The sequence below is a fragment of the Tritonibacter scottomollicae genome (assembly GCF_003003215.1).
GTDB classification, from domain to species: domain Bacteria; phylum Pseudomonadota; class Alphaproteobacteria; order Rhodobacterales; family Rhodobacteraceae; genus Epibacterium; species Epibacterium scottomollicae.
The window spans coordinates 73,461-88,875 of record NZ_PVUF01000007.1; the positions used below are offsets into that span (position 1 = coordinate 73,461).

Annotated in this window: 13 protein-coding genes; 6 read left to right on the forward strand and 7 right to left on the reverse strand. The window is 60.5% G+C overall.

The features are described from left to right. Positions 1 to 77 precede the first annotated feature (77 nt). Both CLV89_RS12500 and aroB read left to right on the forward strand, forming a co-directional pair. Positions 78 to 668 (forward strand): shikimate kinase, encoded by a 591-nt coding sequence (locus CLV89_RS12500; RefSeq protein WP_106164007.1) that lies wholly within the window; start codon positions 78 to 80, stop codon positions 666 to 668. After that, positions 668 to 1,783 carry a 3-dehydroquinate synthase gene (gene aroB, locus CLV89_RS12505; protein ID WP_106164008.1) on the forward strand — a complete coding sequence of 372 codons (1,116 nt, stop codon included), beginning with the start codon at positions 668 to 670 and terminating at the stop codon, positions 1,781 to 1,783. The genes CLV89_RS12500 and aroB overlap by 1 nt, the downstream gene beginning before the upstream one ends. 137 nt (positions 1,784 to 1,920) lie before the next feature. Here aroB and ssb read toward each other — a convergent pair whose 3' ends face one another. After that, entirely contained in the window at positions 1,921 to 2,451 is a 531-nt protein-coding gene (ssb, locus tag CLV89_RS12510; RefSeq protein WP_106164009.1) for a single-stranded DNA-binding protein, read from the reverse strand. A 258-nt stretch (positions 2,452 to 2,709) separates the two neighbouring features. On the opposite strand from ssb, the gene CLV89_RS12520 reads away from it, so the two are divergent. The 4 genes from CLV89_RS12520 (at position 2,710) to CLV89_RS12535 (ending at position 6,640) form a co-directional block, all read left to right on the forward strand. Beyond that, positions 2,710 to 3,285 carry a lytic transglycosylase domain-containing protein gene (locus CLV89_RS12520; protein WP_106164011.1) on the forward strand — a complete coding sequence of 192 codons (576 nt, stop codon included), beginning with the start codon at positions 2,710 to 2,712 and terminating at the stop codon, positions 3,283 to 3,285. Between the two features lie 139 nt (positions 3,286 to 3,424). Next, positions 3,425 to 3,799 (forward strand): hypothetical protein, encoded by a 375-nt coding sequence (locus CLV89_RS12525; protein ID WP_106164012.1) that lies wholly within the window; start codon positions 3,425 to 3,427, stop codon positions 3,797 to 3,799. Between the two features lie 151 nt (positions 3,800 to 3,950). After that, entirely contained in the window at positions 3,951 to 5,096 is a 1,146-nt protein-coding gene (locus CLV89_RS12530) for a cytochrome-c peroxidase (protein WP_243394996.1), read from the forward strand. A gap of 128 nt (positions 5,097 to 5,224) precedes the next feature. Next, the gene (locus tag CLV89_RS12535) at positions 5,225 to 6,640 is read left to right on the forward strand and encodes a tetratricopeptide repeat-containing sulfotransferase family protein (protein ID WP_106164013.1); all 1,416 of its coding nucleotides are present in this window, start codon (positions 5,225 to 5,227) and stop codon (positions 6,638 to 6,640) included. Positions 6,641 to 6,785: 145 nt separating this feature from the next. Here CLV89_RS12535 and CLV89_RS12540 read toward each other — a convergent pair whose 3' ends face one another. The 6 genes from CLV89_RS12540 to miaA form a co-directional block, all read right to left on the reverse strand. Further along, a complete protein-coding gene (locus CLV89_RS12540) occupies positions 6,786 to 8,873 on the reverse strand; it encodes a dipeptide ABC transporter ATP-binding protein (protein ID WP_106164014.1) in 2,088 nt (695 codons plus the stop codon). 95 nt (positions 8,874 to 8,968) lie between these two features. Continuing rightward, positions 8,969 to 10,405 carry an ABC transporter permease gene (locus CLV89_RS12545; protein WP_106164015.1) on the reverse strand — a complete coding sequence of 479 codons (1,437 nt, stop codon included), beginning with the start codon at positions 10,403 to 10,405 and terminating at the stop codon, positions 8,969 to 8,971. Between the two features lie 15 nt (positions 10,406 to 10,420). Further along, entirely contained in the window at positions 10,421 to 11,473 is a 1,053-nt protein-coding gene (locus CLV89_RS12550) for an ABC transporter permease (protein WP_106164016.1), read from the reverse strand. A 160-nt stretch (positions 11,474 to 11,633) separates the two neighbouring features. Beyond that, positions 11,634 to 13,298, reverse strand: coding sequence for an ABC transporter substrate-binding protein (locus CLV89_RS12555; protein ID WP_106164017.1), 1,665 nt, complete (start codon positions 13,296 to 13,298; stop codon positions 11,634 to 11,636). 250 nt (positions 13,299 to 13,548) lie between these two features. Continuing rightward, complete coding sequence (locus CLV89_RS12560) at positions 13,549 to 14,379, reverse strand: helix-turn-helix transcriptional regulator (RefSeq protein WP_106164018.1); 831 nt, start codon at positions 14,377 to 14,379, stop codon at positions 13,549 to 13,551. Between the two features lie 134 nt (positions 14,380 to 14,513). Next, positions 14,514 to 15,377: a tRNA (adenosine(37)-N6)-dimethylallyltransferase MiaA gene (gene miaA / locus CLV89_RS12565; RefSeq protein ID WP_106164019.1), complete on the reverse strand. Its 864-nt coding sequence runs from the start codon at positions 15,375 to 15,377 to the stop codon at positions 14,514 to 14,516. Between the last annotated feature and the right edge of the window lie 38 nt (positions 15,378 to 15,415).

Here is a 15,415-nt window from a genome sequence, read left to right on the forward strand (position 1 = left end):
CCCGGTGCCTGCTTCTTTGTCTGTTTTGAGAGTTTTATATATGGCCTTTTTGCCAATATCACGTCATTCACTGAAGAATGAGCGAAAAAGACCAAATCACCGATGCGACGGCAGAAAGTTGCGCGCCGGGAAAGTTGAAGAAGACCATCGTGCTGGTCGGGATGATGGGAGCCGGAAAGACCGCGGTCGGGCGGGCGCTGGCTGCACGGCTTGACGTGCCCTTCCTCGACAGTGATCACGAAATCGAATTTGCCGCCAATATGTCGATCCCGGAAATCTTTGCCCGCGATGGTGAACCGTTCTTCCGCGAGAAGGAATATCAGGTCATCTCCCGGCTTTTGCAGGAAGAATGCGGCGTGTTGTCCACCGGCGGCGGTGCCTTTCTGGCGGAGCGAAATCGGCGGGTCATGTCCGAATCCGGTGTCTCGATCTGTTTGCAGGCGGATCTGGATGTGCTGTGGAAACGGGTGAAGGGGCGCGACACGCGGCCCTTGCTGCGCTCGGCGGACCCGTATCAGACGCTCTCCGACCTCTATCATGCGCGCGTGCCGGTCTATGCACAGGCGGATCTGACGGTGAGTTCGGATGGGCAGGTCTCGATCGACAATATGGTGAGCCGGGTGCTGGAGGCCTTGAAGGCGCGCCCCGATGTGCTGGAGTTTGACTGATGGAAAAGATCGTTCACGTACCTTTGGACACCCGCGCCTATGACGTGGTGATCGGCCCCGATCTGGTGGCCGAGGTTGGCAAGCGTTTGGCGCCCCTGCTGACACGTCCAAAGGTTGCTGTGCTGACCGATGAGACCGTCGCGGCACTGCATCTTGAGGCTCTGCGCGCCGGGTTGGCTGCCGAAGGCATCGAGATGGAGGCGCTGGCTTTGCCGCCGGGCGAGGCCACCAAAGGCTGGCCGCAATTCTCCCGTGCGGTGGAGTGGCTGCTTGAGAAGAAGGTCGAACGCGGTGACATCGTGATCGCCTTTGGCGGTGGCGTGATCGGCGATCTGGCGGGCTTTGCGGCCGCGGTGTTGCGCCGGGGCGTGCGTTTTGTGCAGATCCCGACCTCCCTGCTGGCACAGGTGGACAGTTCGGTGGGGGGTAAGACCGGCATCAACGCGCCGCAGGGCAAGAACCTGATCGGCGCGTTCCATCAGCCGGCGATGGTGCTGGCCGATACCGCGATCCTCGGCACGCTGACCAAGCGCGATTTCCTCGCCGGTTATGGCGAGGTGGTGAAATACGGCCTGCTGGGCGATGCGGAGTTTTTTGACTGGTTGGAGGCCAATGCGCCCGCCATGGCTGAAGGTGACATGGCGCTGCGGGTCGAGGCTGTGGCGCGTTCAGTGCATATGAAGGCTGATATCGTGGTGCGTGATGAGACCGAGCAGGGGGACCGCGCGCTGTTGAACCTCGGTCACACGTTCTGCCACGCGCTGGAGGCGGCGACCGGCTACAGTGATCGGCTGATGCATGGCGAGGGTGTGGCGATCGGATGCGCGCTGGCGTTTGAGCTGTCCGCCCGTCTGGGACTGTGCAGCCAGGAAGACCCCAGCCGGGTGCGCGCGCATCTCAAGGCGATGGGCATGAAGACCGATCTGGCGGATATCCCCGGCGAACTGCCCTCTGCCGAAGAGCTGGTTGAGCTGATGGGGCAGGACAAGAAGGTCGTTGATGGTCAGCTGCGGTTCATCCTTGCCCGCGGCATTGGCGATGCCTTTGTGACGTCCGATGTGCCCGAGGACAAAGTTCTCGCGGTGCTGCAGGATGCATTGCGTCAGCGCGCATAAAGCGCAGCGGGGACGGCCAAAGCCTCTCTTGTGGCGAAGGCGGCTGAGGCGCGCCGGTCATGCAACCGAATGATGACATAAAAACACCCGGAGCGGTTCGCTCCGGGTGTTTTTGCTTTGCGCGCTGAGGGCTGACCTCAGAACGGGATTTCGTCGTCGTCGATGTTTTGCGAGGGGCCGCCCTGACCGCCGCCAAAGCCGCCGCCCTGGTTGCCGCCACCACCATAGCCGCCACCGCCGCCACCGTAGTCGCCGCCGCCCTGGCCGCCGCCACCGCCGCCAAAGCTGCCGCCACCTCCACCGCCGCCGCCTTCACCGCGACCGTCGAGCATGGTCAGCGTGCCGCCGATGCCCTGCAGAACAATCTCGGTCGAATAGCGGTCCTGGCCGTTCTGGTCCTGCCACTTGCGGGTTTGCAGCTGGCCTTCCACGAAGACTTTGGAGCCCTTGCGCAGATATTGCTCACACACGCGCACGAGGCCTTCGCTGAAGATGGCAACAGAGTGCCATTCGGTCTTTTCGCGGCGCTCGCCGGTGTTGCGGTCTTTCCAGGTCTCCGAGGTCGCGATGCGGAGGTTGCACACCTTGCCGCCATTCTGGAAGCTGCGCACTTCCGGATCGCGGCCAAGATTGCCGATGAGCATTACTTTGTTCAGGGATCCAGCCATGAGGGTCCTGTCCTTTGTTTCTTATCTGTTCAAGAGCGATTGCGACGGGTCGCCTGAACGGGATGTCGAATCCCGTCCGTTGCCTGCCGGCAAGAGTAACGACCCTATTCGCGCGATGAAAGGGCAGGAGCGCGTCTGGAGCGCCCGGAGCGCCTGCAAATTGCGCCTGACAGGGCAGTAAGATGTGGATATCTTCCATTTGGCCAAAAGTTGGCTATATTGCTCACAGCAAAAATTGACGAGTTCTCGAAACATCCCATGCGACGCATTTCGACTGCTGCCCTGATCCTGTCCGTCTTCGCCACGCAAGCGGTGGCCGCTGATCTGTTCAAGAGCAAGACCAAGCGCAAGATGTTTGCGGCGCAGACCAACTTCCTCGATACCCGTGGCGCCAGCCAGTACCGTGGTTCGGAGCGGTTGAAGCCCGACAGCCTGAAGGATGATGTGCTGCCAATCTACAGCGGCAGTTACCGTGGCGAATACCTAGAAGTGGCCCGCAGCGCTGCCCGTGATCACGGTGTTCCGGAAGATTTGTTCCTGCGTCTGGTACAGCAGGAGAGCAACTGGAATCCGGGGGCCGAATCTCACAAGGGCGCTCTGGGGCTTGCGCAGCTGATGCCGCAGACCGCGCGGCTGCTTGGGGTCGATCCGCTGATTCCGGCGGAGAATTTGCGCGGCGGTGCGCGCTATCTTGCGCAGCAATATCGCAAGTTCGGGTCCTGGCGACTGGCACTTGCGGCCTATAATGCCGGTCCCGACGCGGTGAAACGGCATGGCGGGGTGCCGCCCTACAAGGAAACCCAGAACTACGTGCGCAAGATTCTCGGCAGTTGAGCCGGTTTCCGCCGGTTCGGCCACTGCCAGCGGCGACTTCCAGCCGCCGTTAACCATTTGCCCCGCCACCTTCGTTAACGGGTCATTAATCTGCCTTAATCAGACGTGAATTTCTCTCTCAACACGGAGGGACGTAAAAGTGAGTGGGAAGACGTTTGAAGGACAGGTGGCGCGCATGGGCTGGGAACCCGGCGCACAGCCCCGTCCTGAGCTGGTGGATCAGATCCTAGACTACCACGGCCGCGGGATGCGGCGCGAGATCGGGCCGACGCTTTGGGGTGTGGCCTGTGGCGCCCTGATCGGCGTGTTGCTGAAGGGGATCGCCCTGGAGACTGCGCCGTGGGGGCCGGGCACCGGCACGATTGGCGCCGTGATCGCCGCATTGGCACAGGCTGGGTTTGCCGGAACACTGACGGTGGCGTTCTGGGGCGCATGGCGGGCCAGAACACGGCCTGAGATCCTGCAATTTGGCTCAATCAACCTGTTGACCTTGCTGGTGGTTTTCCTGGTCTGACGATCAGCGATCTGCTGCAAACAGAATACCCGCGGGTGGGACTGTGGGAGAGAGGAAAGGGCGTGGTCCAGAACAGGGCTGCGTCCTTTCTGCATCTGGAAATTGCGTGGTGACTGCGCTAGGCGGTGGGGGAAGAACCCGGAGAATATGAATGATGGTTTCGCGCTTTGTCGTCCGTCCTGCGGCCTGTCTGCTTCTTGCCACCGCCCCGGTGGCGGCGCAGCCCTATGCCACGCCAGAAGCGCTTGGCGAGGCCTTGTTCTTCGAAACCGACTTGTCGCTGAACCGCACCCAGTCCTGTGCCAGCTGCCACGAGCCCAATGCGGGTTTTGCTGACCCGCGTCGTGACGCGGAGGGGGCGTTTTCGCGGGGCGATGATGGCCTGTCGCTCGGTGCGCGCCACGCCCCCACGGCGGCCTATGCGATCCTGTCGCCTGCCTTTCATCAGAACGCTGACGGCGAATGGGTCGGTGGCCAGTTCTGGGACGGGCGCGCGTCGGATCTCGCGGCGCAGGCCGGGGGGCCAATTCTGAACCCGATCGAGCTGGGGCTGGCGCGTGAAGCGGATGCCATTGCCCGGCTGGCCGAGCATGAGGACTATGTGACCGCCTTTCGCGCCCTTTATAACGTGGATATCGCCACCGATGTCGATGCGGGATTTGAGGCCCTGACGAAAGCGCTCGCCGCGTTTGAGAGCAGCGAAGCGTTCCAGCCCTTTGACAGCAAGTATGACCGCTATCTGCGCGGCGAGGTCGAGCTGACCCAGACCGAAGAGCTGGGGCGGCTGTTGTTCTTTTCGCAGCAATTCACCAATTGCAATCAATGCCACCAGCTGCGCCGTAGCGCCATCGACCCGGCCGAGCCGTTTACGGACTTCAAGTATCACAATATCGGCGTGCCGGCGAACCTGCCGGGCCGTGAGGAAAACGGCGTAGACGCGGAGTGGGTAGACAATGGATTGCTGGACAATCCGCTGGTCGACGATCCGGCCCAGCGCGGCAAGTTCAAGACACCGACCCTGCGCAATGTCGCAGTGACCGGTCCATATATGCACAATGGGGTGTTTCAGGATCTGCGGACCGTTGTTGCGTTCTATAACAAGTACAACAGCAAGGCGGAGGCCGCGCAGACCAATCCGGAAACCGGAGCCCGCTGGGGGGCAGCGCCGGTGCCCGAAACCCTGTCGACCGAAGAGCTGACCCATGGGCCCGCATTGGATGACCGTCGGATAGATGCGCTTGTTGCCTTCCTCGAGACGCTGACCGATGCACGCTACGAGCCACTGCTCGAAGACTGATCGGCAGCCTATGTGGCAGTGCCGCGTTAAATTCCAAGAAAAAGCCACAAATTCGAACCAAGTGCTTTACCGCTGATTCACTTCTCTGACGCACATTCAGCCCATCGTTACAGAAGGGCGAACAACACATGCTGGTAGAAAACAGCCACACTCCCGATGCCTTGACCGAGGCATTCGCAACCGTCGACGGCCTTATGGCCACGGGCAAATTTGCGCGCTCTCTCAGCGTGATGCTGCCCTTTGTACAATCTGGTGAGCTGGATCTTGGCCTGCTGGAACGTACCGCAGACTGCTTTTTCGAGATGCGCGACTATGACAATGCGATCAAGGTCATGCGCCATGTGGTCGAAAGCTACCCCGAGGATGCGGCGGCCTGGGGCAAGCTGGGCCTCATGCTCCAAAGCAAGGGAGACCTGTCGGGCGCGACGCAGGCCTTTGAGGAGGTCCTGAAACGCACCCCCAATTCGGTGCCCGCTCTGACGGCCCTCAATGGGATTGAGACCTTCTCTGTCGACAGCCTTTATGCACAGAGAATTCTGGCGCTGTCCGAACGCGACGATCTGGACAGCAAACACCGTGCCCTGATCCATAACGCGCTGGCCCAGATCGCGCATGCCTCTGGCGAGGCGGACGTTGCGTTCACGCTGTTCCAGTCGGCCCGTCAGGAAGTGGCAGGCCCGTTTGCACCGGCGATCTTTGACGAAATGGTCGCCGAACAGGAGCAAATGTTCGAGCCGCGCCCGCCCTCTGAGGATGGCTCGATGCTGCCGAAATTCGTCTTTGTTGGCGGTATGCCGATGGCCGGAACCGGTCTGGTAGAGCGTATCCTGGCAAAGCATCCGGGCGTGTTCAGCGTTGGCGAGAACTCTGCGATGTCGCGCACCCATGGTGCCATTCGCATGCATCTGGCGAAGACGAACCGCCCGTGCAACTACTGGGACTGGATGGACCAGCTGAGCGCAGAAGAAATCGACATCTTCCGCCAGTATTACCTGGAGCGTGCTCTGGGTGGTCAGGTTGCCGGTGGCAAGACGATCGTGGATGCACATCCGCTGGGCTGTCTTGAGTTTGCGCTGGCACAGTTCCTGTTCCCGGAGGCAAAGTTCATCTTCATGTCGCGTCATCCGATGGATACGGCACTGGCCAATATCGCCTCGAACGTGCTGAACGGCAACGCGCTGGCCTCGCGTCCGGAGTGGATCGCCAATGTGATGCGCACGGTTTATGCGTCTGCCACCAACTATGCGGCAACGCTTGGTGATGCGATGCGCATGCAGTCCTACGCCGCGCTGGTCGAGGACCCCAAAGCGCAGATCAGCACGCTGCTGGAACATGCAGGTCTTGATTTCCAAGAAGCGTGCCTGTCGCCTGTCGCGCTCTGTGACCTTGATACCATTGGCAAAAAGCTTGGTCAGGAAGAACTGTCGCCGGATACGCAAGGTCAATGGCACGCCTATGAGGAGCACCTTCAGCCTGTGCTCGACGCGCTCGGCGGTGAACGTTGGGTTGAAGCTTGGGAAAGCTTTGACGCAACCCTGCGCTGAACGGCTCAGGACCATGCGTGGCGGAAGAATCCCCGCGCATGATCCGATGCGGATCGGCCATATGGAAAGGCCTCACCCGAGATGGGTGAGGCCTTTTGTTTCGAAGCTCAGTTGCCTGCGCCGCGTCGCCGCGGCGTTCGAGACATTATTCGGCTGCAATCTTGATGACGGGCTCCATGCTCTCGAGGATATCGTCGCTGAGGTGACATTTGATCTGATGCCCGCCCGCCAGCGTGCGGATCGGCGGCACCTCCTTGTCACAGAGCCCGTTTGGAACCTGAGACTTCCAGCGACAACGGGTCTGGAACGGACAGCCTGACGGCGGGTCCATCGCCGAAGGAATGTCCCCCTCCAGCACGATATGCGTTTTCTTGATCGAGGTGTCGGCAATCGGAACCGCCGACAACAAGGCTTCGGTATAGGGATGATAGGGGGGCGAGAATACCTGATCGGTATCGCCCAGCTCGACCACATGGCCGAGGTACATCACCATCACCCGGTCCGACAGGTAGCGCACGATCGACAGATCATGGGAAATGAACAAGAGAGTGGTCTTCTCATTGCGCTGGATTTCCATCAGCAGATCGGTCACCGCCGCCTGCACGGACACATCGAGCGCCGAGACGGGCTCATCCGCCACCACGATGCGTGCGCCACCGGCAAAGGCGCGGGCGATGCCCACCCGCTGTTTCTGACCGCCAGACAGCTGCCGCGGCATGCGATCTGCAAAGGCGCGGGGCAGTTTTACCAGATCCAGCAGTTCAAGCATGCGCTGTTTGCGCGCGCCATCGCTGTCGCCGATGCCAAATATCTCCAGCGCCCGAATGATCTGACGGCCCACGCTCATCGACGGGTTCAGCGTGTCAAAGGGGTTCTGGAATACCATCTGCACGTCGGCAATGGTGCTGGCATCACGGTTCTGGATCGGGATCTGTTCGATGTTGTGATTGTCCAACAGGATCTCGCCTTCGGTGGCCGTCTCCAGCCCCATCAGCACCTTGGCGAAGGTGGATTTGCCACAGCCTGACTCGCCGACGATGGCAAGGGTCTCGGATTCGCGGGCCTCAAAGCTCAGCGTTTCATTGGCCTTGACCACCTTCTTGGCACCACCACCAAACAGCGCGTTGGCGGCCACCTCGTAGTATTTCTTGAGGTTGTCCATCTTCAGAACGACCCGGCCCGGCTCGGTCTTGGCCTTTTGTTCACCCACGTCGATGGGGGCGTTCCAGTCGATTTCCTGAAACTTCAGACAGCGGGTGTGGTGGCGTTCGTTGTCCGGTACCGGCTCCATCAGAATGTCACCTGCATCACAGCGCCCGGCCTCGAAGTAATCGCAGCGTGGACCGAAGTTGCAGCCTGTGGGGCGTTCATGGGGCAGGGGGAAATTGCCAGGAATCGCCACCAGTGGGCGCGCGTTCTTGTCGGCACCGGGCAGCGGGATCGAGCGGAACAGCGCCTGCGTGTAGGGGTGACGCATGTCATCGAACACATCCTCGATCGAGCCACGCTCCACCGCCTCGCCGGAATACATCACGCAAATCCGGTCGCAAGTCTCCAGTACCAGGCCGAGGTTATGCGAGATGAACAGCATCGATGTGCCGTATTTCTTGCCCAGATCCTTGACCAGTTCGACCACGGCGGCCTCCACGGTCACGTCAAGCGCTGTGGTGGGCTCGTCGAGGATCAGCAACGACGGCTTCGACATCAAGGCCATGGCGATGACGATGCGTTGCTGCTGACCACCCGAGAGCTGATGCGGATAGGAGTTCAGCATCCGCTTGGGGTCAGGCAATTTCACATCTGTCACGACCTCAAGCGCCCGGGCATGGGCGTCTTTCTCGCTCAGGCCTTCGTGGATCATCGGCACTTCCATCAGCTGTTTGCCGATCTTCATCGCCGGGTTCAGGGAGGCCATTGGCTCCTGGTAGATCATCGCGATCTCATTGCCCCGCACGTCGCGCAGCTCTTCCGTACTCATCTCCGACAGATCACGACCCTTGAACTTGATCGACCCACCAACCACGCGTCCGTTCTTGCCCAGATCCTGCATCACGCCCAGCGCCACGGTGGATTTGCCACAGCCGGATTCGCCGACCAGACCCACCGCCTCTCCGGGTTGCACGGCGACAGAGAAATCCATCACAGCGGGAATTTCACGCAGGCGGGTGAAGAAGGAGATCGACAGCTTGTCAATCTCGAGGATCGGACCGTCATACTCTGCAAGTTTGCTCATCTTGGTCTCCCTGGTGGGCCGGTCGAAGTCTCACGTGCTTCTTTTTGCCCAATATATCTCGGGGTCCGGGGGCAGCGCCCCCGGCTATGATTGTCTCAGTCCTTGAGGCTTTCTTCGCGCAGGCCATCGGCCAGCAGGTTCAGCCCCAGCACCAGGCTCATCAGCGCCACAGCGGGCGGCAGGGCCGGATGCAGGTAGATCGACAACAGCTTGCGCCCATCATTGATGGTCGACCCCCAGTCAGGGCTTTCTGGCGGCAGGCCGAGGCCGAAAAAGCCGAGCGTACCCAACAGGATCGTGGTGTAGCCGATGCGCAGGCAGAAATCGACGATCAGCGGGCCGCGCACGTTGGGCAGGATCTCCCACAACATGATGTACCAGGCGCGCTCGCCGCGGGTCTGCGCGGCCGCCACATAGTCGCGGGTCTTGATGTCCATGGCGAGCCCCCGGACAATCCGGAACACGGTGGGCGAGTTCACGAAGACCACCGAGACAAACACCACCAGCACACCGCCGGGAATGTCAAAGAAGTCGAGCGGCCAGAAGTCGATCTTGCTGCCATTTTCATTGATCAACGACATATACAGCAGGAAGATCGGTACCAGTACGATCGCCAGCCACATGTAATCCTTGCCGGGCTGAGTGCGGAACCGCGAGTGGATCAGCACGCCGCAGAACACCATCGGGAAGGCAAAGAGCACCACGGCCATGAACTGCGGCAACCCCGTTGCCACGATTTCGGGTGTCACCAGCAGGTAGAACAGCAGGATCACCGGGAATGCGAGGATGAGGTTGGCGAGAAAGGACAGCAGCGTGTCGAGGCGACCGCCGTAATAGCCCGCCGGCAGACCGAGTGTGATCCCTACCATGAAGGCAAAAAGCGTGGCGAGCGGGGCGTATTTCAGCACCTCCCAGGCGCCCTTGACCATGCGAGAGAACACGTCGCGTGCCAGGTTGTCGCCGCCGAGCAGGTACCAGGCATATTCGCCTTCCTCGGCTCCGCGCAGGGGCGTGCCGGGCACCTTGTTCTTCATACCCGAGGCCTGTCCCAGCGGATCATGGGTGGCGATCAGGTCCATGGCGCCAAAGATGCCGGTGAATACCCAGAACATCACCAATCCAAAGCCGATCATCCCGATTGGGCTGTCGAAGAGTTTGCCATAAAGGCCAAGCCGCCGCTTGAATGTGATCGAAAGGGCGAAAAGCACCACCAGCGCAGTCCATGTGGGCAGCATCTGCCGCGACATGGCACCGACGATACCTGCGTTTGTGCCCAGGATCAGTCCAAGCAGCAAATAGGCAAGGGACAGGATGGCGACCACCAGAAAGGTAAGTTTGACGCCGAGGTTCGCCATTGCTTGCGGATTGCCCGCGAGGGTGAAGGAGCCATCAGCGTTGGCCACCTGCCGGGTGCCGGCACTGATGACGGATGTGATGATCCAGATTGCCAGCGCTGCGACCAGCAGCACGAGCGTGATCTGGTAGATCGGGTTAAGGAAGGCAAGAGCGCCAGTCCAGGTCAAGGGATCCATGAAATGCCTCCTGCCTTATGAGATACGAATGCGTGGGTTCAGGAACACATAGCCGATATCGGAAATCAGCTGCGTCAGCAGAACCACCACGACGGAAACAACAGAGACGGCGAGCAGCAGCTCGATGTCATTGTTGCTTGCGGCCTCGACCAATGCCCAGCCAAAGCCCTTGTAGTTAAACAGGCTTTCCACAATCACCACGCCGTTCAGCAGCCAGGGAAATTGCAGCATGATGACGGTGAAGGGGGCGATCAGCGCATTGCGCAGGGCGTGTTTCAGAACGATGTTGGGAAAGCTCACGCCCTTCAGTCGCGCGGTGCGGATGTATTGGGCTGTCATCACCTCGGTCATCGAGGCCCGGGTCATCCGCGCGATGTAGCCCATGCCGTAGAGCGCGATTGTCAGCACCGGCAGGAAGAAGTTCTCGAACGTGGGATTCTCCATCGCCGCCGTTGCGGTGCCCTTGAACCATTTCAGCCCCACGGTGGAGGAGGCAAAGACCGCGATGAAAATCACCCCGGAGACATATTCCGGCGTTGCGGTGGTCATGATCGAGAGCGTCGACAGCGACCGGTCAGTGGCAGAGCCTTCGCGCATGCCCGCAAGAACGCCAATGATCAGCGCCGAGGGGACCATCAGGATCAGCACCCACATCATCAGGTACCCGGTGTTGCCAAGCCTGGTTTCGATGATGTCACCGACACCTGTCTTGAAGCGGGTGGAATATCCCCAGTCACCCTGGATGATGCCACAATAGCGTGGTGCGGTGGCGGCCTCGTCCGGTGTTGCGGTGCCATCAATACATCGTCCGGTGACCTCACCGTCAGCTGTGCGGGTCCATCCGGGCATGACGCCAAGCCATTGGCCGTACTTCACGACAACAGGTTGCGCATAGCCATTTTTCTCCAGCCAGCTTGCGACGGCCTCGTCCGACATGCGGAAGTTGCCTTCGGTCTTGGCGAGCTTTTCAAGGTTTGGATAGAGATTTGTCAGAAAGAACACGATGAACGTCAGGCACAACGCCGTAATGATCATCACGCCTGAACGACGTAATATGAATAGTCCCATTTGATCCCCTGCAGACTGGCGGTCAGCTGGCCCTGATGCGTGCCGGAACTGGGTCTTCCGGATCGGGGGGGCCGTCTTATTGTTTGGTCTTATCGTTGATAGCTGGCCGCCCCCGGCACAGAGGTCGGGGGCAAGCCAAGAGGATGTGGCCGATCAGAGATCAGGCCGCCCAGCCCCATTTGTAGTGGTGATGCTCGTAGGAGATGTGCATGTCCGCACCGGTGACGCCTTCGCGCATGTGGCGGAACAGCGATTTCCAGTAAGGCTGAATGGTCACGCCTTCGTCCTGGATCAACTTTTCAGCCTTGGCGACGACTTCGCGACGCTTGTCGACATCGGCAATCGCCAACGCATCGGCCAGAAGCGCGTCGAACTCTTCGTTGGCCCAGCCGAACTCGTTCCAGGCCTCGCCGGAGCGGTAGGCCAGAGCCCAGATCTGCACGCCAAGCGGACGGTGGTTCCAGTTGGTGGAGCTGAACGGATACTTGGTCCAGTCGTTCCAGAAGGTGGAGCCGGGCAGAACAGTGCGCTTCACCTTGAAACCCGCGTCGCGCAGCTGCGCGGCCACGGCGTCGGTGGTATTCTTGCGCCAGTCGTCGTCGATGGAGATGATCTCGTGCTCGAAATCCATCATGCCGGCTTCTTCCATCAGGGCGCGGGCGCCTTCGACATCGACTTCCTGCTTGGGCAGTTCAGCATATTCCGGGTGCGCCGGGCCGACATGGTGGTGTTCGGCGACAACACCGCGGTTGCCATAGCCCAGTTCCAGGCAGACATCATTGTCGATCGCCATCTGCAAGGCCTTGCGCACGCGCTGATCGGCATAGGGCTTCTTGCCATCGATCTCGGCCAGCTGGTTGGGACGGATCACGATGGTGGACATGGTTACAACTTCGGACTTCACAAAACCCAGCGAGTCCATCACGTCGATGAATTCACCAACGGATTCGTAGAGCATGTCCACTTCTTCCGCTTCCAGCGCGGAGAGCCAAGAGGACGGGTCGGTGCCGAAGTCGATGTATTCGATGCTGTCCAATGCGGGACGACCAAAGACCTCTTCGCCCCACCAGGTATGGTCCTCGTTGCGGGTCAGGGTGCATTTTACGCCGACCTCGAGTTCGGAGATCAGATAGGGGCCGGTGCCGACCGCGTTCTGTGCATCATCCGCGCTAAAGCTGGCATGGGTGATCGCCGCCGGGTAGTCCGCCATGCCCGGAATGATCGAGATGTCGGAGTTTGGCAGCTTCAGCTTCACGGTGTGGCTGTCGACCACCTCGATCGCGCCCTCGATCGCTTGGTTGGTGTCGGGGTCGATCAGGGTGCCGAAACGACCGGCCATGGAGTTGCCTTCCATGCCCTTATCGCACCATCCGGCGATGTTGCGCGCGACGTCCTCGGCGGTGAAGTCATCGCCGTTGTTCCACTTCACGCCCTTGCGGACATTCAGGGTGTATTCATCGGCGCTGTCGTTGACTTCCCAGCTTTCCAGCAGCATCGGGGTGAAAGAGCCGTCGTTGTTGTACTCAACCAGATATTCCAGCGTGCCGCGGCTCTCGTTGCCGATTTCGGACCAGTCATAGGTGCGCGGATCCTTCAGGCCGCGGACGTTCATCTGCACCCGGATGGTGCCGCCTTCCTGCATGTCGCCCGCAGCGCGCGCGGGGGCGGTCAGGCCGATCATCCCATAAGCGGCTACAGCCGAGACGCCCAGAGCGGTGGCACGGGTCAGGAATTCACGCCGGGACAGCTTGCCAGACTTAAGTTCCTGCGCGTGCATCTCTGCCGCCCAATGGGTGGTCGAGCTCTTGAGTGTGGTGGTGGTCATCGATGTCTCCCTGTTCTAGACATGTGTTGGGCGGGCGTCCGCGCGAGTGTGGCCCCCATGCGCCGGCAATGCTGTGTCGTGCTGAGGTGTTTGAATTGTCACAATGTTTCTCCAACCCCTCTATACGGCATCAGTTGAGCCATGAGGTCAATGCACAGTATCGGCACTCAAGAGCAAAAATGCGACATTTTCTACGTCGTTTTTGTGAAATCGACAGGACTGTACAGCGCGCGGGTTAAGCGGCGAGATTTCAGTGACGCATGGCCTGAGGGCCGGGGTCCTTCCGCGCAAGCTTGCGCAGGGTGCTAGGCGTTTCGCCGGTGTGCTGAGTGATGAAGCGCGTGAAATATGCAGCGCTCCCAAAGCCCAAACTCTGTGCAATGTCGCGCATTGGCAATGTGGTCCGGATCAGCAAACTACGTGCGGCGTGCAATTGGCGTTCCGTCAACAGCGCCGCAGCGGTCTTGCCGGTTTCCTGTCGGCAGACGCGGGTCAGATGCGTTGGCGTCACGTCAAGCTCGGCCGCGTGTCCGGCCATGTTGAAGGCCCCTTCGGCATCCTGAGCCAGCCTGGCGCAGAACGCTCGGCACAGACGACGTGCAGCATGCGCCCTGTTGTTTTCGGGCGCCTTCGCCCAGAGCCGCTGTAGCTGGATGCCGACAAGATCTGCGTAGCTGCAAATCGCGCGTGCGGCATGATCGTCATCAAGCTGCTGTTCGCGCAGCATTGCGTCGAAAAACGCAGTAAGGCGCGCTTGCTCTTGCATGTCATTTATGCGGATCTGCATTGGCGTTTCGGGCAACCCGCAGGGCATGGTCTCGTCGATGCGCAACACCTGACCAAAGCTCTGACGACCAATTTCAAGAGAGAACAAGGTGCGAGCGGGTATACAAAGCACCGTGTGCGATCCGAAACCGCGACAGTGTCCATCCAGCAATGCACGCCCCTGACCGCGTGTGACCCACACCAGCAGGTGACAGTCGCGCTCATGCGCCAGTTCGATCTGCCATGCGCCGCCGGACAGAAGCCGTAGCAGAGGGCTGACGTCCAGTGGACCAGAAGCGTTTGGGTCAAAAGGCATGGCGGAGCTGACTGTACTTTTTGCGTAGTTGATCAGACGACAGTGACTCGCGCCGATGATTCGATCAATTTTATTGCAAGGTTTACCGGCATTCCGGCGGTGGCCCTCCGTTTTGTGGGATTTTAGACCCGTTTTTACGATTCAGGGCTGACTTTTGCCCATTTCGACATGCGTGACCGAAACCAACTGCGCTGCCGTTTGGCGTATTGCCGGGTGGCGATCGAGGCTTGCTCCTCGGCCTCCGACAGGCTGAGCGTGCCAGAGAGATAGGCCATCAGCTCCGGCACGCCGATCGCCTTGCAGGAGGGAAGCGCCGGATCGTAGCGGTCCAGCATCGCGCGCGCTTCATCCAGCGCCCCCTGATCGAGCATCTGGGCGAAACGGCGACGGATGCGCGCTTCGAGCCACTCCTTGTCTGTCTCCATCACCAGTCCGGTGCAGGCGGTACGCGGCAGCAGGGGCGGCGGCGTATCATCCTGCCAGTCGGCGAGAGGACGGCCCGTGGCCCGCAACACTTCCCAAGCCCGCTGCACACGGGCGCGGTTTTGCATGTCGATGCGGTCAGCGGTCCTCGGGTCCAGGTCCTTGCTCAGGTCCTCAAGGCTTAGGCGATCCCCTTCGGTGCGGATCTGCGGTGGGGTGGCGGGGATCTCCGCCAGTCCTTCGGTCAGCGCGAGAAAGTAAAGACCGGTCCCCCCGACGATAATGGGGCGCTTGGGGCCCGTTAAGAGCGGGGCCACCTCACGGAGCCAATGTCCGGCAGAGTAGGGGGCATCATAGGCCAGATGGCCATATAGCATGTGCGGTGCCCGGGATTCGTCCGCCGGCGACGGGCGTGCGGTCACCACGCGCCAACAGTCGTAGATCTGACTGGCATCCGCATTGATGATCACCCCGCCATCCCGTTCGGCGATCTCAAGCGCCAGTGCGGATTTGCCCGATGCGGTGGGACCGGCAATCAGCACAGGTAATTCGCTGGAGATTTTATCTAGGTCCATCAATGTCTTCCGCTGCGTAGTTGGTTCGGGGCAGGGCC